The 21935-nt window shown below is 69.8% G+C and carries 20 protein-coding genes; 6 read left to right on the forward strand and 14 right to left on the reverse strand.

Annotated elements, in window-relative coordinates; all coding sequences use genetic code 11:
- Window positions 1-15 precede the first annotated feature (15 nt).
- Window positions 16-2169, forward strand: coding sequence for a molybdopterin oxidoreductase family protein (locus IFU30_RS10425; RefSeq protein ID WP_192005125.1), 2154 nt, complete (start codon window positions 16-18; stop codon window positions 2167-2169).
- The gene (locus tag IFU30_RS10430) at window positions 2166-3827 is read left to right on the forward strand and encodes an FAD-dependent oxidoreductase (RefSeq protein WP_192005126.1); all 1662 of its coding nucleotides are present in this window, start codon (window positions 2166-2168) and stop codon (window positions 3825-3827) included. The genes IFU30_RS10425 and IFU30_RS10430 overlap by 4 nt, the downstream gene beginning before the upstream one ends.
- 93 nt (window positions 3828-3920) lie before the next feature.
- Here the strand turns inward: IFU30_RS10430 and rimM are convergent, their stop codons facing one another.
- Genes rimM through rpsP form a run of 3 tightly spaced genes read right to left on the reverse strand, consistent with a single transcriptional unit; the run spans window position 3921 to window position 5248 of the window.
- Window positions 3921-4568, reverse strand: a complete 648-nt coding sequence (gene rimM, locus IFU30_RS10435) for a ribosome maturation factor RimM (RefSeq protein WP_240043911.1) — start codon at window positions 4566-4568, stop codon at window positions 3921-3923.
- Window positions 4569-4820: an RNA-binding protein gene (locus tag IFU30_RS10440; RefSeq protein WP_064296312.1), complete on the reverse strand. Its 252-nt coding sequence runs from the start codon at window positions 4818-4820 to the stop codon at window positions 4569-4571.
- A 2-nt stretch (window positions 4821-4822) separates the two neighbouring features.
- Entirely contained in the window at window positions 4823-5248 is a 426-nt protein-coding gene (rpsP, locus tag IFU30_RS10445; protein WP_064296311.1) for a 30S ribosomal protein S16, read from the reverse strand.
- Between the two features lie 251 nt (window positions 5249-5499).
- Here rpsP and IFU30_RS10450 point away from each other — a divergent pair, with 251 nt between their 5' ends.
- On the forward strand, window positions 5500-6642 hold the full coding sequence (locus IFU30_RS10450; RefSeq protein ID WP_192005127.1) for a glutamate--cysteine ligase: 1143 nt from the start codon (window positions 5500-5502) through the stop codon (window positions 6640-6642).
- Between the two features lie 10 nt (window positions 6643-6652).
- Here the strand turns inward: IFU30_RS10450 and IFU30_RS10455 are convergent, their stop codons facing one another.
- Complete coding sequence (locus tag IFU30_RS10455) at window positions 6653-7033, reverse strand: META domain-containing protein (RefSeq protein WP_079705647.1); 381 nt, start codon at window positions 7031-7033, stop codon at window positions 6653-6655.
- A 16-nt stretch (window positions 7034-7049) separates the two neighbouring features.
- Window positions 7050-8603, reverse strand: coding sequence for a signal recognition particle protein (ffh, locus tag IFU30_RS10460; RefSeq protein WP_064296308.1), 1554 nt, complete (start codon window positions 8601-8603; stop codon window positions 7050-7052).
- A gap of 103 nt (window positions 8604-8706) precedes the next feature.
- Here ffh and lipB point away from each other — a divergent pair, with 103 nt between their 5' ends.
- Both lipB and lipA read left to right on the forward strand, forming a co-directional pair.
- Window positions 8707-9381 (forward strand): lipoyl(octanoyl) transferase LipB, encoded by a 675-nt coding sequence (gene lipB, locus IFU30_RS10465; protein ID WP_192005128.1) that lies wholly within the window; start codon window positions 8707-8709, stop codon window positions 9379-9381.
- A complete protein-coding gene (gene lipA, locus IFU30_RS10470) occupies window positions 9378-10394 on the forward strand; it encodes a lipoyl synthase (RefSeq protein WP_064296306.1) in 1017 nt (338 codons plus the stop codon). Before lipB ends, lipA begins: the two co-directional genes overlap by 4 nt.
- Before the next feature lie 24 nt (window positions 10395-10418).
- Here the strand turns inward: lipA and IFU30_RS10475 are convergent, their stop codons facing one another.
- The 3 genes from IFU30_RS10475 to IFU30_RS10485 are packed head-to-tail and all read right to left on the reverse strand — an operon-like array spanning window position 10419 to window position 15523.
- Window positions 10419-10919 (reverse strand): DUF2004 domain-containing protein, encoded by a 501-nt coding sequence (locus tag IFU30_RS10475; protein WP_192005129.1) that lies wholly within the window; start codon window positions 10917-10919, stop codon window positions 10419-10421.
- On the reverse strand, window positions 10919-11797 hold the full coding sequence (gene ftsY, locus IFU30_RS10480; RefSeq protein ID WP_064296361.1) for a signal recognition particle-docking protein FtsY: 879 nt from the start codon (window positions 11795-11797) through the stop codon (window positions 10919-10921). Before ftsY ends, IFU30_RS10475 begins: the two co-directional genes overlap by 1 nt.
- 54 nt (window positions 11798-11851) lie before the next feature.
- Window positions 11852-15523: an AAA family ATPase gene (locus IFU30_RS10485; protein WP_192005130.1), complete on the reverse strand. Its 3672-nt coding sequence runs from the start codon at window positions 15521-15523 to the stop codon at window positions 11852-11854.
- Between the two features lie 149 nt (window positions 15524-15672).
- Here IFU30_RS10485 and IFU30_RS10490 point away from each other — a divergent pair, with 149 nt between their 5' ends.
- Window positions 15673-16755: a GNAT family N-acetyltransferase gene (locus IFU30_RS10490; RefSeq protein ID WP_192005131.1), complete on the forward strand. Its 1083-nt coding sequence runs from the start codon at window positions 15673-15675 to the stop codon at window positions 16753-16755.
- 3 nt (window positions 16756-16758) lie between these two features.
- Here IFU30_RS10490 and mutM read toward each other — a convergent pair whose 3' ends face one another.
- From mutM to IFU30_RS10520, 6 genes are all read right to left on the reverse strand, one after another.
- Window positions 16759-17649, reverse strand: a complete 891-nt coding sequence (gene mutM, locus IFU30_RS10495) for a bifunctional DNA-formamidopyrimidine glycosylase/DNA-(apurinic or apyrimidinic site) lyase (RefSeq protein ID WP_192005132.1) — start codon at window positions 17647-17649, stop codon at window positions 16759-16761.
- On the reverse strand, window positions 17633-18310 hold the full coding sequence (gene rnc / locus IFU30_RS10500; protein ID WP_086473824.1) for a ribonuclease III: 678 nt from the start codon (window positions 18308-18310) through the stop codon (window positions 17633-17635). The genes mutM and rnc overlap by 17 nt, the downstream gene beginning before the upstream one ends.
- Window positions 18311-18401: 91 nt before the next feature.
- Window positions 18402-18611, reverse strand: coding sequence for a 50S ribosomal protein L32 (rpmF, locus tag IFU30_RS10505; protein ID WP_056006932.1), 210 nt, complete (start codon window positions 18609-18611; stop codon window positions 18402-18404).
- A gap of 3 nt (window positions 18612-18614) precedes the next feature.
- Complete coding sequence (locus IFU30_RS10510; RefSeq protein WP_071261222.1) at window positions 18615-19127, reverse strand: YceD family protein; 513 nt, start codon at window positions 19125-19127, stop codon at window positions 18615-18617.
- A gap of 111 nt (window positions 19128-19238) precedes the next feature.
- The gene (gene coaD / locus IFU30_RS10515) at window positions 19239-19721 is read right to left on the reverse strand and encodes a pantetheine-phosphate adenylyltransferase (RefSeq protein ID WP_064296302.1); all 483 of its coding nucleotides are present in this window, start codon (window positions 19719-19721) and stop codon (window positions 19239-19241) included.
- Between the two features lie 19 nt (window positions 19722-19740).
- The gene (locus tag IFU30_RS10520; protein ID WP_079705642.1) at window positions 19741-21909 is read right to left on the reverse strand and encodes an ATP-dependent DNA helicase RecG; all 2169 of its coding nucleotides are present in this window, start codon (window positions 21907-21909) and stop codon (window positions 19741-19743) included.
- Window positions 21910-21935 lie beyond the last annotated feature (26 nt).

The raw sequence follows: 21935 nt of genomic DNA on the forward strand, positions 1-21935 counted from the left end.
ACCGAAGGACCACGCATGCCTCGTCCCACCGCCCCGGTGACCGACACCCACTGCCCGTACTGCGCGTTGCAGTGCGCGATGTCCCTCACCCGAACGACGGCGGTGGACGGGGTCGCTCCGAGGCTCCCGGTCGACGTCGCCGGGCGGGACTTCCCGACGAACCGGGGCGGCCTCTGCAAGAAGGGGTGGACGTCGGCCGAGCTCCTCGCGCGGGGCGATCGCCTCACGACCCCCTTGGTGCGCGACGCCACCGGTGAGCTGGTCGAGACGAGCTGGGATGCGGCCCTCGACCTCGTCGCATCGACCATCCTCCGCATCCGTGGTGAGCGCGGGGCGGACGCGATCGGAGTCTTCGGAGGCGGTGGCCTCACGAACGAGAAGGCCTACCAGCTGGGCAAGTTCGCCAGGATCGCGATCGGGACGAGCCGGATCGACTACAACGGCCGGTTCTGCATGTCCTCCGCCGCTGCAGCGGGCAACCGTGCGTTCGGGATCGACCGGGGGCTGCCGTTCCCACTGGAGGACCTCGACGGTGCGTCGACCGTCCTCCTCCTCGGATCCAACGTCGCGGAGACGATGCCCCCGTTCATCGGTCATCTCGTCGGTGCTCAGGCCTCCGGTGGCCTCATCGTGGTCGATCCGCGCCGCTCGGCCACCGCGCGACTCACCGAGACCGGTCGTGGACTCCACGTGCAGCCCGCGCCCGGGACGGATCTGGTCCTGCTCCTGGGGCTCACACACATCGTCCTCGCCGAAGGGCTCGCAGACGAGGCCTACCTGGCCGAGCGCACGACCGGGCTGGACGGCCTGCGCCGCAGCGTGAGCGCGTGGTGGCCGGAACGCGTCCAATCCGTGACCGGCGTGCCGGCGCCGGTCCTCCGAGACGTGGCTCGTCGGCTCGCCGCCTCGGACGGCACCTACATCCTCACCGGTCGCGGCGTCGAGCAGCATGTCGACGGCACCGACACGGCCACCGCCGCCATCAACCTCGCACTCGTGCTCGGACTACCGGGCCGGCCGGGATCGGGCTACGGCACGCTCACCGGCCAGGGCAACGGCCAGGGCGGTCGCGAACACGGTCAGAAGTGCGACCAACTGCCCGGGTACCGCAAGATCACCGATCCGGAAGCCCGCCGTCACGTCGCCGAAGTATGGGGTGTACCGGTCGAGTCGATCCCGGGTCCCGGGCTGCCGGCCGTCGCCCTCCTCAACCGCCTCGGTGAACCAGACGGTGTGCACGCCCTCCTGGTCCACGGCTCGAACGTCGTCGTATCCGCTCCGAACGTGCAGACGGTCCGGGACGGACTCGGCCGCCTCGAGCTGCTCGTCGTCTGCGACTTCTTCCTGTCTGAGACCGCCGCGCTCGCAGACGTCGTCCTCCCGACGACGCAGTGGGCGGAGGAGGAGGGCACCATGACCTCGCTGGAGGGGCGCGTGATCCGCCGCCGGCGGGCGCTCGATGCTCCGGTCGGCGTCCGCAGCGAGCTCTGGATCATGCACGAACTCGCCCGTCGTCTCGATGCTCCGGGCCGATTCGAGCTGGACCCGTCGATCGTGTTCGACGAGTTGGCGGCCGCATCCACCGGAGGCCTCGCCGACTACTCGGGACTGAGCCACGCCCTCCTCGACACCGGGCTCGCCGCGTACTGGCCGTTCCCCGTCGGCAGCGGCGGCACGCCCCGGCTGTTCACGGAACGGTTCGCACACGACGACGGTCTCGCCCGGATCATCCCGGTCCGCCCCGCGACGGTCTCGGAGTCACCGGAGACCGGGGAGGAACTCACCCTGACGACCGGACGCCTCCTCGAGCACTACCAGTCGGGCACCCAGACCCGCCGCGTCCCCGAGCTCGACGACGCCCGTCCCGAAGTCTTCGTCCAGGTCCACCCCGCGACGGCGGCACGACTCGGGATCGTCGAAGGCGGACTGGTCGAGGTCTCGAACCGTCGGGGCACGCTGACGGCTCGAGCCAGTGTCGACGGCGACATCCGTCACGACACCGTCTTCCTGCCGTTCCACTACCCGGGCGACGCGTCGGCGAACCTCCTGACGCAGGACGCGGTCGATCCGATCTCGGGGATGCCGGACTTCAAGCGCGCGGCGGTGCGGCTGCGCCCGGCCGCTGGCACACCGCTGCCGGAAGCCACAGCGACCGGAGCCTTCCGATGAGTCCGCGACCAGGTCGCGCACTCCGCATCGTCGTGGTCGGATTCGGCCCGGTCGGTGCGCGGTTCGCCGAGGAGGTCGCCCCTGGCGTGCGGAACGGCTCGATCGACGTGACCGTGGTCGGGCAGGAACCGGTCGACGCGTACAACCGGGTGCTGGTCGCCGATCACGCGGTCGGCTCGACCGGACTCGCCGACATGACGCTCGTCAGTGCCGAGGACCTCGCCCTGGACGGTATCCGTGTCCTGCGCGGCACGACCGCGATGCAGATCGATCGCGAGACGCGGACCGTCGAACTCGACACCGGGGAGACGCTCCCCTACGACCGCCTCGTCTTGGCGACGGGTGCGCGCGCGAACGTTCCGACACTCGACGGCGTCGATCGACGGAAGCGGGACCTCCCGGCGCTCGAGAAGTATGGACGGTCGTTGCTGATGTCCGACCACGACCTCCCCCGCGGCGTCTGCACCCTGCGTGACCTCGCGGACGCCGACACCGTCGCCGGGGTCGTCCGATCCGGCGGCCGGATCGTCGTCCTGGGTGCCGGTGTCCTGGGACTGGAGCTCGCGCTCTCCGCCGCGCGCGCCGGCGCCGACGTGGTCGTCGTCCACCACGGCCCCACCCCGATGCCGCGGAACCTCGACCGCGGCGGCGGCTCCGTGCTCGCCGCGGCGCTGCGGGCAGCAGGCGTGGAGGTCATCGCACACAGCCGCGCCGAGGCGATCGGTCATCGGGACGACCCCGCGGGCGGGAGGCACTTCGATGCGCTGATCACCGCTGACGGGAAACGGATCACCGGCGATCTGCTCGTCCTGTCGTGCGGGGTGAGCGCACGCGCCGATCTGGCGATCCTCGCCGGGGTCCGTGTCGGCGCCGGCGTGCTCGTCGGCGAAGACCTCAGCAGCTGGTCGGACGAACGGATCTTCGCCATCGGCGACTGCGCGCACGTGCTGGCGCCGACACCGGAGCTGCGCAGCGAGCGCATCGTCCCCGGCGGCCCGCCGGGGCTCATCGGCCCAGGATGGCGGCAGGCCGAGTGGCTCGCCGCTCGATTCCTGATCGAGGCCGCGGCCGGCGGACCACCGCTCGAGCTGGGTCCACCACCGGTCGAGCGGGCGAGCACCGTCGCACTCAAGGCCGAGCGGGTCGACGTCGTCGCGGTCGGCGACGTCCAGGCCGAGCCCTGGGACGTCGAGTCGACGACCGCTGACGGGTGCAGCGTGCATCCGGCCGCTCCGCGCAGCGTCTCGGTGTGGGCGGACCCCGACCACGGCCGCTACGTCAAGATGATCACCCGCGCCGGGGTCCTGACCGCCTTCGTCTGCATCGGTATGCCGCGAACTGCGGCCGAGCTGACGCTCCTGTACGACGGGGGCGGCGAACTGCCGGCGGATCGCTCGGTCCTCCTCCGGCTCGACGGGCCGGACGCGATCGGTGGTGCCTCCGCCGATGCGTTCGCCCCCTCGACAACCGTCTGCACGTGCAACGGCGTGACGGTCGGCAGGATCATGGATGCCGCGCAATCGGGCAGTACCACGGTCGCCTGCATTGGCAAGGCAACCCGCGCCGGCACCGGCTGCGGTGGGTGCACCGGCCGGATCGCCGCGGTCCTCGAGCGGGTCGCAGACGGTGATCGTCAGAGCGAGCCGGTACCGGCGTGATCTGCCGGAGACGACGACGGAGGCGCCGGTTGCACGCAACCGACGCCTCCGTCGTGGGTGTTCCGAGCCGGGAGAACCGACTCGGAACGCGATCTACTGCTCCGGCTGCGACGCTCCGGTGTCGTCCTGAGCCTCGTCGGAGGCCTCGGACTCGACGGGGCCGGCCGTCGTCGTCTCGGGGGCGTCGTCGGCCTCCGGGAGTTCCTCGAACAAACCGGTTGGCGGCGTGACCGTGACGATCCCGGCAGCGATGTCGACCGTGGGGACGATCGCCTTCACGAACGGGACCATGACCTCGCCGTCGCCGGTCTTCACGATCAGGAGGTCCTGAGCCGGGAAGTGGTCGACGCGAGCGACGGTACCGACGGCGACGCCGTCGCGGTGCACGGCCAACCCGACGAGCTGGTGGTCGTACCACGCGTCGTCGTCGACCGGTAGCTCGGTGGGGTCCTGCTCGACCCAGAGGATCGCCTTCACGAGGGTCTCCGCCTCACTGCGATCGGAGATGCCGACGAAGAAGGCGACCGGCTGGCTGTTGTACCAGCGCAGCTCGATGAGCTCGAGCGTCTTGCCGCGCCACTTCGATCCTGCGGGGACCTGGAGCGTGAACGTCGCGCCCGGGGTGAACCGGTGCTCCGGCTCATCCGTGTAGAGCTCGACCTTCAGGGCGCCCTTCAGGCCATGGGCTTTCGTGAGCCGACCGACCCGCAACTGGGTCTTCGGCTCCGTCTCGTCCGCCACCTACGCGCTGGCGCCGGAGGCGTCCGTGTCGACCACGTCGACCCGGACCCGCCGACCGTCTGCCAGCGCTGCCACGAGGGTGCGCAGGGCTTTGGCCGTCCGGCCGGCACGACCGATGACCCGGCCGAGGTCCTCGGGGTTCACACGAACCTCGAGGACCTCGCCACGGGCGGAGTTCTGTGCCGTGACGCGAACGTCATCCGGGTGATCGACGATCCCCTTGACGAGATGTTCGAGCGCGGGAGCGAGCAAGACTACGCCTGCTCTGCTTCAGCGGCGTCGGCAGCGGGCGCCTCGGCCTCGGCCGGAGCAGCCTTGGCCGCGGGGGCCTCAGCCTTCGGCTTGAGGACGGGCTTCTTCTTCTCGTCGGCGACGAAGGCGGCCTTCGGCTCCTTGACGCGGACGGTGCTCACGGCGTCCTTGTCGCCCTTGAACTTGCCCCAGTCACCGGTGAGCTTGAGGAGTGCTGCGACCTGCTCGGTCGGCTGGGCGCCGACGCTGAGCCAGTACTGCGCACGCTCGGAGTCGACCTCGATGAACGAGGGCTCCTCGGTGGGGTGGTACTTGCCGATCTCCTCGATGACACGACCGTCGCGCTTCGTGCGCGAGTCTGCGACGACGATGCGGTAGTACGGCGCACGGATCTTGCCGAGACGCTTGAGACGGATTTTGACAGCCACGATTCTCCTGAATGATGTGATGTTTGATGTGCTCGCTGCCGAAAGGTGGGGCCACACGCTCGACGCGAAAACTGTGGTTGCTGCGGGCGTCGGATAGAGGGTCGAACTCCGCGCAGACTCAACTCTCTATTCTGCCAGACATCGGGCGATCTGGGTAATCCGGCGACACCGATACCGGATGACCCCTCCACCCCGTGTGAAGATGGGCTGGCGCGCGGCATCCGGCCGCGCCCTGCGGGAGGTCGACGCCAATGCCCATCGAGTTCGCCAGATCCGAGCGTTCGACCGTCGGCCTCGAATGGGAGGTCGCCCTCGTCGACCGCGACACCGGCGATCTCGTCGGCGCAGCGGACACCGTCCTGTCGGAACTCCGCCCGAGCGACGGTTCCGATCATCCGCAGATCACCAACGAGCTGCTGCTCAACACCGTCGAACTCGTCTCGGGTGTGCACCACACGGTCCCCGAGGCGATCGCGGACCTCGAAGGCCAGCTGGCCGAGGTGCGGGCGATCACGGATCCGATGGGCGTCGAACTCATCTGCAGCGGTTCGCACCCGTTCGGCCAGTGGTACGACCAGCAGGTCACCGACAAGCCCCGCTACCACAAGCTCATCGACCGCACCCAGTGGTGGGGTCGCAACATGATGATCTGGGGCGTGCACGCGCACGTCGGCGTCGAGACGGTCGACAAGGTCCTCCCGATCATGAACGGGCTGCTGACCTATCTGCCCCACCTCCAGGCGCTGTCGGCGTCCAGCCCCTACTGGGGCGGGGTCGACACCGGGTACGCGTCGAACCGCGCGCTCATGTTCCAGCAGCTCCCGACGGCGGGCCTCCCCTACCAGCTCTCGGACTGGGAGCAGTTCGAGGCCTACGTCGACGACATGACGGTGACCGGCATCATCGAGGACCACACCGAGGTCCGCTGGGACGTTCGACCGTCGCCGCAGTGGGGCACGGTGGAGATGCGCGCGTGCGACGGAGCGTCGACCGTCGCGGAGTTCGGCGCCCTCGCCTCGCTCATCCACTGCCTCACCGAACACCTGTCCGACCGCCTCGACGCCGGAGAGCGCCTGCAGACCCTGCAGCCGTGGTACGTCCGCGAGAACAAGTGGCGTGCGGCACGGTACGGCCTGGACGCCGAGATCATCCTCGACTCCGCGGGCCACGAGCGCCTCGTGACCGACGACCTGCACGACCTGCTCGACACCCTCGCGCCGGTCGCTCGCCGGCTCGGCTGTGCGGACGAACTGGCGAGCATCGCCACGATCATCGAGCACGGCGCGAGCTACCAGCGACAGCTCGCCGTCGCCCACGCGAACGGCGGCAGCCTGCAGGCGGTCGTGAGCTCGCTCGCGAAGGAGCTGCGACACGGGGTCCAGCCCTCCGCCTGACGAGGCGGCGTCACTCAGCGCGGTCGAGCGTCCCGATCCGCGTGCCGGCGTCGTCGGTCACGGTCAGGCGCCCGCCGTCATCCGAGAGCGTCGCCTGTGCGATCCCCCGTAGCCAGGTGTCGACGCCCGGACACGCCATCAGGGTGCTCGCGACGTCGGAGACGACGACCGCGTCGTCCTCGGCGCGCCAGGAGCCGGAGAGGCTGTTGCAGCCGTCCGAACCACTCACGCGACCGTCGTCGGTGAACACCAGGTGCGGGTCGGCCGCGCCGGTCCCCTCACCCCAGGTGCCCAGGACGCGTTCGCCCGGAGACGGAGCGGAGCACCCGGCGAGCATGCCCGCGGCCAGGACGACTGCGACGACCGAAGCCGCTGTCCTCAGCGCGCGCATACCACCTCCGCTCGACTCAGCGACCCAGGAACTTCTGCAGCTCGGCGAGCTCCGCCTCGGTCGGGGCTGCCGATCCCGACGACGAACCGCCGCCGAGGCCGAATCCAGCGCCCGTAGCGGCAGCCTGCGTCTCGACGGCACCGGCGTTCTCCGCCGCGCGCTTGGCCGGGTTGCCTGAGCGGGAACCCTTCTTCTTGGCCTGCGGCTTCGGTCGGTTCGTCCGTGCACCGGGGACCGGACCCATCCCGGGGATGTTCGGCACGCCACCCTTGGCGACGGTCTTCATCATCTTGGCCGCCTGCTCGAAGCGGTTGACGAGGGCGTTGACCTCGGTGACGGTCATGCCGGAACCCTTGGCGATGCGCAGGCGCCGGGATCCGTTGAGGATCTTCGGGTTCGTGCGCTCGGCCGTGGTCATCGACTGGATGATGGCCTCGGTGCGGACGATCTCGCGCTCGTCGAAGTTCTGGAGCTGCTCCTTCATCTGCCCCATGCCGGGGAGCATGCCCATCATCTTCTTGATGGAACCCATGCCGCGCAGCTGCTGCATCTGCTTGAGGAAGTCGTCGAGCGTGAAGGAGTCGGTCGCGAACTTCTCCGCGACCTTGCGCGCCTCCTCCTCGTCGAAGTTCTGCTGCGCCTGCTCGATGAGGGTGAGGATGTCACCGAGGTCGAGGATCCGGCTCGCCATGCGGTCGGGGTGGAACGGCTCGAAGTCGTCGAGACCCTCACCGGTCGACGCGAACATGATGGGGCGTCCGGTGACCGAGGCGATCGAGAGTGCCGCACCACCGCGGGCGTCGCCGTCGAGCTTCGAGAGCACCACGCCGGTGAAGTCGACGCCGTCGAGGAAGGCCTTGGCCGTCGCGACCGCGTCCTGACCGATCATCGCGTCGATGACGAAGAGGACCTCGTCGGGATCGACCGCCTTGCGGATGTTCGACGCCTGCTTCATGAGCTCGGCGTCGACGCCGAGTCGTCCGGCGGTGTCGACGATGACGGTGTCGTAGAGCTTCTGCTCGGCGAACCGGACGCCGTCGCGGGCGACCTTGACCGGGTCGCCGACCCCGTTGCCGGGCTCGGGAGCGTAGACGGGGACGCCCGCCTGCTCTCCGACGACCTGGAGCTGGTTGACGGCGTTGGGGCGCTGGAGGTCGGACGCGACGAGGAGCGGCGTGTGGCCGTCCTTTTTGAGCCACTTGGCGAGCTTGCCGGCGAGCGTCGTCTTTCCGGCACCCTGGAGCCCGGCGAGCATGATGACGGTCGGCGGCTTCTTCGCGAACTCGAGACGCCGCTGCTGTCCGCCGAGGATCGTGACGAGCTCGTCGTTGACGATCTGGACGACCTGCTGCGCCGGGTTCAGCGCCTTGCTCACCTCGTCGCCGAGGGCGCGTTCGCGCACGCGACCCGTGAAGTCCTTGACGACGTCGAGTGCGACGTCCGCGTCGAGGAGGGCGCGACGGATCTCGCGGACGGTGCCGTCGACATCGGCCGCGGAGAGCTTGCCCTTGGTGCGGAGGTTCTTGAACGTATCCGCGAGGCGGTCAGAGAGTGTGCCGAACGTTGCCATGATCCCTCCAGTTTAGGGCAGACCGCGGCGCGAGCCGGTCGAACGTCGCCATGGTCCGAAGATGAGTATTTGGACGCCGTCCAACAATGCTATCGTGGCGGCCATGACACAGCTCCTCATCGCCGGGCTCGCGCCCGCGTTCGTCCCGTACCGCGAGGGTTGGGCGCTGCAGCGTCGGGTCCATGAGGCGGTCGTCAGCGGGGAGGGGCCCGAGCACCTCATCCTGTGCGAACACGAGCCCGTGTACACGGCGGGCAAGCTGACCCGCCCACACGAGCGTCCCGACGACGGCACACCGGTCGTCGAGGTCGACCGCGGCGGCCGCATCACCTGGCACGGACCCGGACAGCTCACCGGCTACCCGATCGTCCGCCTCCCGGAGCCGGTCGACGTCGTCGCCCACGTCCGACTGCTCGAGGAGGTCATGCTGCAGACGATCACGGAACTCGGCGTCATCGGCCGCCGCATCGACGGACGGTCCGGTGTCTGGGTCGACCCGGTCGCCGGCGGACCTGCCGCGAAGATCGGCGCCGTCGGTGTCCGGGTGCAGGCCGGGGTCACGCTGCACGGCTTCGCGCTCAACTGCGACAACTCCCTCGAGCCCTTCGGCCACATCGTCGCGTGCGGCATCGCCGATGCCGGGGTCACCACGATCAGCGCCGAGCTCGGTCGACGGGTCACGCCCAGCGACGTCGCGGAGCGCGTCTCCGAGATCTTCGAAGCACTCCGGCCCGGCTGGACGGCCGCGTCCGTGACCACGATCGGAGCGGCCGCATGAGCGGCTGCGGCGCTCCGGCACCCGCTCCCGCGGCGGACACCGGCGGACGGAAGCTCCTGCGGCTCGAGGTCCGGAACGCCCAGACCCCCATCGAGCGGAAGCCCGACTGGATCAAGACCCGCGCGACGATGGGACCCGAGTACCGACAGCTCCAGGCGCTCGTGCAGGAGGAGGGCCTGCACACGGTCTGCCAGGAAGCCGGCTGCCCGAACATCTTCGAGTGCTGGGAGGACCGCGAGGCGACCTTCCTCATCGGCGGGTCGCAGTGCACGAGGCGCTGTGACTTCTGCCAGATCGACACCGGCAAGCCGGCTGACTACGACCGCGACGAGCCACGGCGGGTGGCCGACTCGGTGCAGCGGATGCGGCTGCGCTACGCGACCGTCACCGGTGTGGCGCGCGACGACCTCCCCGACGAGGGAGCGTGGCTGCACGCCGAGACCGTCCGGCGCATCCACGAGACGAACCCGGGGACGGGGGTCGAGATCCTCGCGACCGACTTCTCCGGCAACCCCGACCTCCTCGGCGAGGTGTTCGCCTCACGACCGGAGGTGTTCGCGCACAACGTCGAGACGGTCCCACGCATCTTCAAGCGGATCAGGCCCGCCTTCCGCTACGAGCGCTCCCTCGACGTCCTGACCCAGGCGCGTGCCGCCGGCCTCATCACGAAGTCCAACCTCATCCTCGGGATGGGCGAGGACCGGAGCGAGATCAGTCAGGCGCTCGAGGATCTGCACGAGGCCGGCACCGACATCATCACCGTCACCCAGTACCTCCGGCCGACGCCTCGACACCTCCCGGTCGACCGCTGGGTCAAGCCGCAGGAGTTCCTCGAGATCAAGGAGGAGGCCGAGGAGATCGGGTTCCTCGGTGTGCTCGCGGGACCACTCGTCAGATCGTCCTATCGCGCCGGACGCCTCTGGGCGCAGTCGATGACCGCGAAGGGCCGCGAGGTCCCCGAGGGACTGCAGCACCTCGCAGACGCCTCACTCGGCTTCGCCCAGGCGGTATGAGGCCGACGCCTCGACCTGCCGGGCTCAGTCCTCGCTCGTGACCCCGGTGACCTCGCCGTCGGAGCTGTACGCGACCATGAGCACGCCGTCGAGCTGGTCCGCGTCGAGCGAGTACTCGAAGATCGCGAACGCCTCGTCGCCGTTGTGCTGATGCGGCGCGAACCCGACGCTCAGCAGCGTCATCGACCGGATGACGTCGACGTCGCGGTCTCCGGACTCGTCGACCAGGACGTCCGGCAGGGACTCCCCCAGCTCCTCGACGGCCTGGATGATGTACTCGGTCACCTCGGAGGTGCGGTCGTCGACCTCGCTCAGCATCGCCTCACGCGAGCGCAGGTCGAAGCCCTCCAGGGCGAGGATCATGGCGGCCGCCAGGTCGAGAGCATCGGCCGGGATGTCGTCCTCGTCGGGGGCGCTCAACGAGATGGAGACGGACTGCTCCCCGACGTCGATGTTGTCGGACCAGTAGACGCCACCACCGGGCTCAGTCGCGATGATGCCGAAGTAGTCGTGTTCGATCGCCATCAGCTGCCCACCAGGTTCTGTGCGAAGACGTGCGGCGTGAAGCCGGTGAGGTCGCCGATGCCCTCACCCTGGCCGACGAGCTTGATCGGGATGCCGGTCTTCTCCTGCACGGCGAGGACGAACCCGCCCTTCGCGGAGCCGTCGAGCTTCGTCAGGACGAGCCCGGTCACCCCGGCGTGCTCGATGAACGCCTGCGCCTGCGACAGACCGTTCTGACCGGTCGTCGCGTCGAGGACGAGGAGGACCTCGGCGATGGGCGCCTGCTTCTCGACGACGCGACGGATCTTGGACAGCTCGTCCATGAGCCCGCCCTTCGTCTGCAGCCGACCAGCGGTGTCGATGATGACGATCTCGGTGCCGGTCTGCTTGGCGTACTCGATCGTCTGGAAGGCGACGGAGGCCGGGTCCTGCCCCTGCTGCTGGGGGCGGACGATCTGTGCGCCCGCCCGCTCGGCCCAGGTCGCCAGCTGCTCCACGGCAGCGGCGCGGAAGGTGTCCGCTGCCCCCACGACGACGGTGCGATCGTAGTTGCGGAGGAACTTCGCGAACTTGCCGATGGTGGTCGTCTTGCCGACCCCGTTGACGCCGACGACGAGGACGACCGCCGGACGCTCGCTGAGCTTCAGCGTCGTGTCGAACTTCGACAGCCGCTCCTCGACCTCCTCGCGCAGCATGCGCTGGAGGTCGCGCGGGTCGGTGGTCCGGTAGCGGTCCACGGAGGCGTGCAGGCCCGTGACGATCGACTCGGTGACGTCGGGGCCGAAGTCGGCGCCGATGAGCGCGTCCTCGAGGTCCTCCCAGGTGGTCTCGTCGATCGTCGGACGTTGGAACATGCCTTTGAGGGCACCGGAGAGTGACCAGGGTGTGCGTGCAGCCATGGTCTCAGCGTAGCCGTCGGCGACGCGGTCCCGTCGCGTGGGGACGAGACCGGATCAGCTCGCGCGTTCCGCAGCCACGCGCTGACCGACGACGGCCGACACCCCGTCCTGGCGCATCGAGACGCCGTAAAGGGCATCGGCGATCTCCATGGTGCGCTTCTGGTGCGTGATGACGATGAGCTGGCTCGTCTGACGGAGGTCCTCGAAGATGGTGAGGAGCCGCCCGAGGTTGGCGTCGTCCAGGGCCGCCTCCACCTCGTCCATGATGTAGAACGGGCTCGGTCGGGCTTTGAAGATGGCGATGAGCAGGGCGACCGCGGCGAGCGAGCGCTCCCCGCCCGACAGGAGCGACAGGCGTTCGATCTTCTTGCCGGCGGGCTTGACCGACACCTCGATGCCCGTGGTGAGCATGTGTTCGGGGTCGGTGAGCGAGATGCTGCCCGTGCCGCCCGGGAACAGGATCGGGAACACCTCGGTGAAGGCGGCTTCGGTGTCGGCGAACGCCGAGGCGAAGATGACCTCCATCTTCCCGTCGATGTCCTCGATGATCGACAGCAGGTCGGCCCGGGTGCTGGTGAGATCGGCGAGCTGTTCCGTCAGGAAGCGGTGGCGCTGTTCGAGTGCCGCGAACTCCTCGAGCGCGAGCGGGTTGACCCGCCCGAGTTGGGCGTAGGTGCGCTCCGCTGCTGCGAGACGCTTCTGCTGCTCGGCGCGGACGTAGGGCGTCGTCGGTACGTCGTCCGACTCCTCGGTAGGTTCCTCCTCCGGCTCGGCGTCCGGCGTCGCGGGTCCGTCGGCAAGTGCCTCGGGCGCCTCGTCCGAGTCGGGCGTCGTCGTCTCGGGCGAGACCTCCGGACCGGTGTCGTCGGCCGTTCGCACAGCCGAGCGGGCGGTCGCGCGGGGTGTCGGAGGGTCGACGGGCACCGGAACCTCAGGCCCGTACTCCGCGACGAGCACGTCCTCGACGAGTCCCAGCTCCGACCCGGCGCGCTCGAGCAGACCGGACAAGTGGAGCTTCTTCTCGTAGATCTGGAGTTCGAGGCCGTGGACGCTCTCGGTGACGACCTGCAGCCGCTGCCGGAGCGTGTGCTCCTCGCCGCGCAGTCGCACGAGTTCGGCGTTCCGGCTGGACCGCGTCGCCTCGGCTGCCGCGAGGGCGACGCGGGCCTCGGTGACCGACCGGTCGGCCGAGTCGAGGACGGGCGGGAGCGCCTCCGTCACCGCGGTGGCGGCCGCGGCCTGGCGCGCACGGATGACGGCACGCCGAGCCGCTTCCTCAGCTGCCGCCTGGTCGGCCTGCCGCTGCCGCTCGAGGTTCGCGACCGCGAGCTCCTCCGCCCGCACGCGTTCGCGCGCGGTCTCGAGGAGGAGGCGGTGCTGCACTTCGGCCTCGCGCGCCGCGTCAAGTTCGGCGGAGAGCCCGTCGCGTGCCGACACGTCGAGGAGCGGTCGTGGACGCGCGCGAGCGGTGTCGTGGTCCAGCTTGGCCCGCTCCACGGCGGCAGCGGCGTCGGCGACGGCCGCCTCCGCCGTCCCGGCAGCGGCGAGCAGGCGGTCGTGTTCGGCCTGGGCGGATTCGTATCGGACCGTGACCCGGTTCACGCGCTCGGCCTGTGAGGCACGGGTGGCGTCGAACTCGCGGAGGGCGCTGAGCGCAGCCTGCGCAGTCTGCTTCGCCTCCTGCAGGATCGTGCGCTGCTCGGCCAGTGCGAAGCGCGCCCGTTCGATGAGCGACTCGACCTCGCCGTGTCGATCGGCTGCCGCATCGCGTTCGGCCAGCAGTTCGATGCGGCTCTGCGCTCCGCCGCTCCCCCCGCGGACGATGCTGTCCGTGACGACCGCGCCGTCACGGGTCACGAGGGTGAACGCGCTGAGTGACGAGCCGAGTCGGTCGTACGCCGCGATCGCGTCGTCGAGCGAGTCGACGACGAGGACCGAGGCGAGGATCCCCAGCACGCCAGGAGGGGCCTCCACCAGCTCGGCAGCCGAGGTGAACCCGGCGGGCGCGTCCGGGACGTCTCGCGCACCGTCGGCGATGACGATCTCGACCCGGCCGAGATCCTGATCGGCCGCGTGATCGAGCGCCCGACGGGCAGCGTGCCGGTCGACGGCGACGGCGGCCTCCGCGAGCGTGCCGAGTGCTGCGGCCACAGCCGACTCGTGGCCGGGTCGGACCTGCACCCGGTCCGCGACGATCCCGTCGATCCCGTCGAGACCGCTCGATGCGAGTTCGGCCGAGCCGGTCTTGAGGTCGAGGGCGCGCGAGAGTGCACTGGTCTTGGCGCCGAGCGAATCACGTTCACGTTCGAGGGTGTGGAGCTGCTCGCGCAGGCCCTCAATCTCCCCCTCGGCCTCCGCCGCGCCGCGTTGGGCCGCCTCGTAGGCGTCGTCGAGGCCGGAGTCGGCGGCGTCCGCCAGGGTCGGGTCGTCCTCGAGCGCCTCGTACTCCAGCCGCGCGGCGTCCAGACGGAGGGCGGCGGCGTCGATCGCGTTCTGCTGGCGCAACGCCTCGCCACGGACCGCGGCGAGTTTGGACCCGGCGGCGTCGACGGCTCCAGCGAGCTTGGAAAGCTCCAGGTCGTGTCGTGACACGAGCGCGCTCTGCGCTGCGATCTCGACGTCCACCGCGTCGAGTGCGGCACGCTTCGCGCGGGTGTCCGCCTGCGCCTCCTGCAACGCGCGCTCCGCGTCGGCGACCGCCACCCGCAGTCCGTCGATCTCCGCGGTCGCGTCGGCGACCATCTGCTTCGTGATCCGGGGTTCGGCGGCCGTCGTGTCCGTCGATGATCCGAGGAGCGCGAGCCGCTGGTTGGCGAGCGTGTACAGGTTCCGGAGCCGCTCCTGCACACTCTCGAGCTCGAAGGTGATCCGGCGGGCGTCGTCGACCGCGTCGCCGAGTTGCGCCTGCTCGATCCGGTTGATCCGCAGTTCCGCCTGTTCCAACTGCTCCTGGAGGACGAGGCGCTCGCTGTGGCGCTCGCTCTCCGAGCGGTTGTGCTCATCAAGGGAACGCCGGAGGCCCACGACGTCGTCTGCGAGGATCCGAGCGCGGGCGTCGCGGACGACCGCGGCGATCGTCTGCGCCTCCCGGGCGATCTCCGCCTGACGACCGAGCGGCTTCAGCTGCCGGCGGATCTCGCCGGCGAGGTCGCTCAACCGCGTGAGGTTGGTCTGCATCGCTTCGAGCTTCCGGAGCGTCTTCTCCTTGCGTCGGCGGTGCTTCAGGATGCCGGCCGCCTCCTCGATGAAGCCGCGGCGCTCCTCGGGCGTCGCCCGCAGCACCGCGTCGAGCTGTCCTTGCCCGACGATGACGTGCATCTCGCGGCCCAGCCCGGAGTCGCTCAGGAGCTCCTGGACGTCGAGCAACCGGCACGTGTCGCCGTTGATGGCGTACTCGCTCCCGCCGTTGCGGAACAGGGTGCGGCTGATCGTCACCTCGGTGTACTCGATGGGCAGTGCGCCGTCGCTGTTGTCGATGGTGAGCGTGACCTCGGCTCGACCGAGCGGGCCCCTGGTCGACGTGCCGGCGAAGATGACGTCCTCCATCTTGCCGCCGCGGAGGGTCTTCGCCCCCTGCTCGCCCATCACCCAGGCGAGCGCGTCGACGACGTTCGACTTGCCGGAACCGTTGGGACCCACGACGCAGGTGACGCCCTGCTCGAACGCGAAGGTGGTGGGGTGCGCGAAGGACTTGAACCCTTTGAGCGTCAGGCTCTTCAGGTACACGCGCACCTCCTCTCCCGCGTCGCGGATGCTGTGCACTACGGTAGCGAATCCGCGGACGGACGAGGGACACCACGCTGTGCCGGCCCGCCGGGGCGGTCGTACCATGGACCGCATCACCCAGGACGGTCTGGTGTGGGAGGGAGCCGACGATGCGCGTCACGATCGACGAGGTCGAGATCCCGGCGTCCGGGAGCTCAGCCGTGTTCGACACGGTCCAGGAGGTCGCGAACACGCTCGAAGCGGAGATCTGGTCCACCGACGACTTCGCTCTGACCTCCGCCATGACCCTGCCCGAGTACCGCGACCAGCGGTTCCAGCGACGCGTCCTGCTCGCCGCCGTCCTCGACGGCCGTGTGGTCGGTCGCGGCTGGCTCGGGTACGGCACCGAAGCCGACGCGGCGACGGCCTCCCTGGACGTCGGCGTCCTCCCCGACGCGCGTCGTCAAGGGATCGGCACAGCGCTCCTGTCGGAGCTGGAGCGACGGGCCCTCGCGGCCGGTCGCCCGACGGTGACCGCCTTCACCCAGCACGCCGTCGACGACATCCCGGCCGGCGAACCGCTCCTCGGTGCGAGCGTCGGCGATCGGGCGATCCCCGCGAACGCCGCGGCCAGCCGGTTCATGCTCGATCGTGGATACGCCCTCGCGCAGGTCGAGCGGACCAACCGCTGCGACCTCGCCACGACGCTCGGGGAGCTGCCGGACATCGTCGCGACATCGACCGCCCGAGCCGGACACGAGTACCGCCTCGTGCACTGGGTGGACCGCACCCCCGACGAGCTGCTCGGATCACTCGCCACGGCCCGCGAACACATGGCGACGGACATCCCGGCCGCCGATCTGGAACTCGACCCCGAGGTCTGGACGCCCGAGCGGGTCCGCGCCCGCGAGGCACAGCTGGCGGCGTCTGGCGACCACGCGATCGTCGTCGCCGCCGTCCACCGCGACAGCGGCGCGGTCGCCGGGTACAGCGAGCTCGTCCTCGGGGAGGGCAAGGAACACGCGGAGCAGTGGGACACGCTCGTGCTCGCCGACCACCGGGGACACGGCCTCGGACTCTGGATGAAGGCGGCGAACCTCCTCGCACTCGCCGATCAGGCACCCGAGCGGTCCCGGATCTACACCTGGAACGCCGACGAGAACGCGCACATGCTCGCGATCAACGACCGACTCGGTTTCCGCATCGTCGGCTACTCGGGTGAATGGCAGCGCCGACTCCCCCGCGATGACTGATCGTCAGGTGCGGCGCTGGCACACGGGACAGCGGTGCGAGCCCCGGTTCATGAACTGCTCGCGGACGATGAGCGTGCCGCAGCGCGCGCACGGCTTGCCCTGCCGTCCGTAGGCGTTCAGGCTGTGGGCGAAGTACCCCGCCTGACCGTTGACGTTCACGTACTGGGCGTCGAAGCTCGTCCCGCCCTCGGCCAGGGCCTTGGCGAGCACGGCACGGACCTCCTCGAGCAGCCGGCCGGCGCGTCCGAGCCCGAGACGGGCGGTCTCCTGTTCGGGATGGATGCGCGCCGCCCAGAGCGACTCGTCCGCGTAGATGTTGCCGATCCCGCTCACCAGGGTCTGATCGAGGAGCGCCCGCTTCACGCCGGTGCGTTTCTCGCGCAGTCGTCGGAGGAAGACGGCGTCGTCGAACGCCGGGTCCATCGGGTCGCGGGCGATGTGCGCGACCTGGTCGGGCACCATCGCGACCTCGTCGCCGAACCCACCTGCGGCTCCGTCCGTCGTCGGGACGAGCGCGGTCACCGCCATGGAGCCGAAGATCCGCTGGTCCACGAAGTGCAGCCAGAGCTCGCCGTGCTCGGGATGCTCCAACTGCAAGCGGATGCGCAGGAGTCGGTCGGCGTCGTCGCCGGGCGACCGGAGCAGCATCTGCCCGCTCATGCCCAGGTGACCGACGATCGCCTCATCGTCGTCGAGGGGGAACCAGAGGAACTTCCCGCGTCGGACGGCAGATCGGATGGTCCGCCCCGTCAGCCGTGCCGTGAAGTCGGCGACACCACTCGCGTGGCGGCGCAGGGAGCGTTCGTCGAAGACCTCGACGCCGGCGATCGTCGCCCCGCTGACGGCGGGCTCCAAGCCGGCGCGGACGACCTCGACCTCAGGGAGTTCCGGCACTGATCCTCGACCAGGCTTCCAGGGCCGCCGCCATCTCGGCGTGCTTCTTGCTCGTGCCGGAGCCCGTCGCCGTGACCGCGGTGCCCACGGTGACCGTCGCGACGAACCGTCGGTTGTGGTCGGGGCCGGAGCTGGCGATCTCGTAGACGGGCGCCGGCGCACCGATGGCCGCGGCGGCCTCCTGGAGGCTCGTCTTCGGGTCCATCGCCGCGCCGAAGCGCTCAGGGTTCTCGAGGAGGGGGTTCACCAGGCGCAGGACGAGTGCCGTCGCGGCGTCGGGTCCGGCCGACAGGTACGTCGCGCCGATGACGGCCTCCATCGTGTCGGCCAGGATGGACGCCTTGTCGCGGCCACCGGTCTGGTCCTCGCCCTTGCCGAGCTTGATCCGCTCGCCCAGACCGATCGAGCGTGCGACCTCAGCGAGCGCGATCGTCGAGACGAGGCTCGCACGTCGCTTCGCCAGCTGCCCTTCGTCGAGGTGCGGGAAGTCGCGGTAGAGCATGACGGTGACGGCCTGCCCGAGGATCGAGTCGCCGAGGAACTCGAGGCGCTCGTTGTGCGGGAGTCCACCGTGCTCGTACGCGTACGAGCGGTGCGTCAGCGCCAGGTCGAGCAGCTCGTACGAGACGTCGACACCCAGTTGCCGTGCGAAAACGACCACACCGGGATCGGTCTCCGATACGGAGCCGATTCCGGTGTGGTCGGAATGATTCGTGTTCACGCTGTTCGAACGCGGACGTTCAACGCGCGGATCAGACGTCTGCGACCTTGCGGCCCTTGTACTCGAGGTACAGGGCGGTGCCCTGCGAGTCCTCGACGACCTTGGCGCGGTGCGGCAGGCTGTACGTGACGCGGCCGTTCTCCACCGTCTTCACGAGCGTCGGCACGGCGGCCTTCCACTGCGAGCGACGCGAGCGGGTGTTCGAGCGCGAGACCTTCCGCTTCGGGGGGTTTCCAGCCATGATCTATCTCTCTTCTGTGTCTGCAGCGGCGCGCTGGGCGCTACTGGCGTCTGTGTCAAGTACGGAGTCTGAGGACAAGCCCGCGAGCGCAGACCAGCGAGGATCTGCGACGTCGTGAGGGTGTCGTTCCGGACGTTCGGCCAGCCGCTCACCGGTCTCGGGGTCGAGTCCGGGGCAATCCGGCTGGCACACCGGCTGAAACGGTAATGCGAGAACTACCGCATCTCTGACCAGAGGTTCAAGATCCACGTGGTCGTCGTGAACCTCGAAGTCAGACGCTTCCGAATCAGGATACGCGAAAAGTTCCTGAATCTCGACTTCGACAGGCAGTTCGATGTCGCGGAGGCAACGGCCGCACTCGCCGGTCGCCAGTGCGTCGACGTCGACGGTCACGAGGATCCCCTCGTGCACGGACTCGAGACGCACCTGCTCGGAGAGCGTCGTGCCCTCCTGGACGGCGACCAGACCCTCGCCCCAGCGCTCGGCGAGCACCACCTCGAGGTCGTGCTCGCGCATCTCCCCGGGACGGTTCACCAGATCGCGCACATTGACGCTGAACGGCGAATTGTTCGTTCTCTTCCTAGTCACGATCGACGATTCTACGCCGAACCCGACCGGGAGAACGCCCTAGCCCTCTTGGAGGAAGGTCGCCACCACCTGCGGGACGTACGGGCTGACATCGCCACCGAGCGCGGCCACCTGCCGGACGAGTGAACTGGAGACGTGCGCGTGCGCGGGATCAGGCAGGAGGAAGACCGTCTCCACGCCGGCGAGGCTGCGGTTCATGATGGCCATGGGCGTCTCGTACGCGACGTCGACCTGCGAGCGGATGCCCTTCACGAGCACGCTCGCGCCGACGTCCGTGCAGTAGTCGACGAGCAGGCCGACGTTCCACTGCGCGACGACGATGTTGTCGGGCAATCCGCCGTCGGCGATGGAGCGCTCGAGCAAGGACACCCGCTGCGGCATCGGCAGCAGCGCGGACTTGTCGGGGTTGTGCACGACCAGCACGTGCAGTTCGTCGAAGATGCGCGCCGCCCGCTCGATGACATCCAGGTGACCGAGGGTGACTGGGTCGAACGATCCGGGGACGACGGCGATCCGCTTCATGTCGCCAGCCTATCGGTGCTCAGTTCTTGGCGAGCGCGGCGCGGTCGGATTCGTCGAGGCGTCGGCGGAGCGCTTCGGCCAGCACCGGGTGGTCGGCGAGGTCGGGATCGGTGTCGAGGAGCTCGGCGGCATCCGCCCGCGCCTCGATGATGACCTCGCTGTCGTGCACGACCCGGAGCAGCTTGAGCGAGGACCGCCCGCCCGACTGCATGCTGCCGAGGACGTCGCCCTCGCGCCGCAGCTCGAGGTCGACCTGCGCGAGGTCGAAGCCGTCGAGCGTCGCGGCGACCGCGTCGACGCGCTCGCGTGCGGTGCTCTCCGCCTCCGCCGCGGTGACGAGCAGACACAGCCCCGGGACGCCGCCTCGACCGACGCGTCCGCGGAGCTGGTGGAGCTGCGACACCCCGAAGCGCTCCGCGTCGAGCACGACCATCGTCGAGGCGTTGGGGACGTCGACGCCCACCTCGATGACCGTCGTCGCCACGAGCACGTCGATCTCACCGGCGGCGAAGGCCCGCATCGTCCGGTCCTTCTCCTCCGCGCTCATCCGGCCGTGAAGGACGTCGATGCGTCGCGACGCGAGCAGCGGGTGGGTACGCAGCTGCTCCACCGTGGTGAGCACGGACGCGATCGGGCGCGCCGGGTCGGCGTCCTCCTCGAGTTCCTCACCGGGCTCGACCTCCTTGGCGTCGATCGCCGGGCACACCACGAACCCCTGCCGCCCCTGCGCGAGTTCCTCGGCGAGGCGCTCCCAGACGCGGGAGATCCACCGCGGGTGATCGGCCAGGGCGACCACGAAGCTCTCGATCCCCTGCCGCCCGCGTGGCAGCTCCTTGATGATGCTGACGTCGAGGTCGCCGAAGACGGTCATGGCCACGGTCCGTGGGATCGGCGTCGCGGTCAGCACGAGGACGTGCGGCGGTGTGCGTCCCTTCTGGCGGAGCTGGTCGCGCTGCTCCACGCCGAAGCGGTGCTGTTCGTCGACGACGACCATCCCCAGATCGGCGAAGGTCACGGCGTCACCCAGCAGAGCGTGCGTCCCGATCACGATCCGGGCCTGGCCGGCGACGATCCGCAGCAGCGCCCGTTTGCGATCGGACGTCGGCAGCTGGCCGGTGAGCAGCGTCGGCATGAGTTCGGCCGAGAGGTCGGGGCCGAGCGAACGGACGATCGACCGCAGGTGCTGCGCCGCGAGGACCTCGGTGGGCGCCAGCAGCACCGACTGTCCCCCGCTGTCGGCGACGGCCGCCATGGCCCGGAGGGCGACGAGCGTCTTGCCCGAGCCGACCTCGCCCTGGACGAGCCGGTTCATCGGATTGGGCTGCGCGAGATCGGCCGCGATCTCCGTGCCGACCGTCTGCTGGTCGCCGGTCAGCTCGAACGGGAGCGCGGCATCGAGGCGCTCGAGGTAGCCGCCGGCTTTCGGCACGCGGGGTTCGGCCGCCAGCGCACGGGTGGCGGCGCGCTGCTGGAGCAGGGCCGTCTGGAGGAGGTACGCCTCCTGGTACCGCAGGCTGCGGCGACCGCGCTGCCAGTCACGATCGACCGTCGGGCGGTGGACGGCACGGATAGCGGCGTCGAAGGAGAGCTCACCCCTCGCCGCCCGGACCGACCGCGGGACGGGGTCCTCCTGCGGCGGCAGGGCGTCCAGAACCAGCTCGACGGATTGTCTGAGGTTCCAGCTCGTGATCGTGCTCGTCGCCGGGTAGATCGGGATGGGGGCCTCCGACCACGCCTTCGCCTGGGCGTCGGCGAGCGCCGGGGCTTCAGCGTCGTCGGGGAAGATCTGGTACTGCGGGTGGGCGAGCTGATAACTGCCGCGGTAGTCGCCGACCTTGCCTGCGAAGATGCCGCGGAGTCCCGGCCGGAGTTCGTTCGCGCGCCAGGGCTGGTTGAAGAAGGTCAGGTTGAGCCGACCCTGACCGTCGGAGATGACGACCTCGAGGATGGAACCCTTGCGTTGCTTCATCTGGCGGTCGCGGACCTCGAGGACGTCGGCGACGATCGTCACGTCCTCGCCGAGCGGCAGCAGGCCGATGACCGTCAGCTCGCCGCGCTTCGCGTAGCGACGCGGGTAGTGCTCGAGGAGGTCGCCGACGGTCTCGACGCCGAACGCCTTCTGGAGTGCCGTCGCGGTTCGGCCGCCGAGGACACCGCCGAGCTTCGTGCCCAGCTCGATCCCCGTCATGCCGTCGATTCTATTCCGGACCTCGG

It is taken from the genome of Plantibacter sp. CFBP 8798 (assembly GCF_014841195.1).
Lineage (GTDB): Bacteria > Actinomycetota > Actinomycetes > Actinomycetales > Microbacteriaceae > Plantibacter > Plantibacter auratus.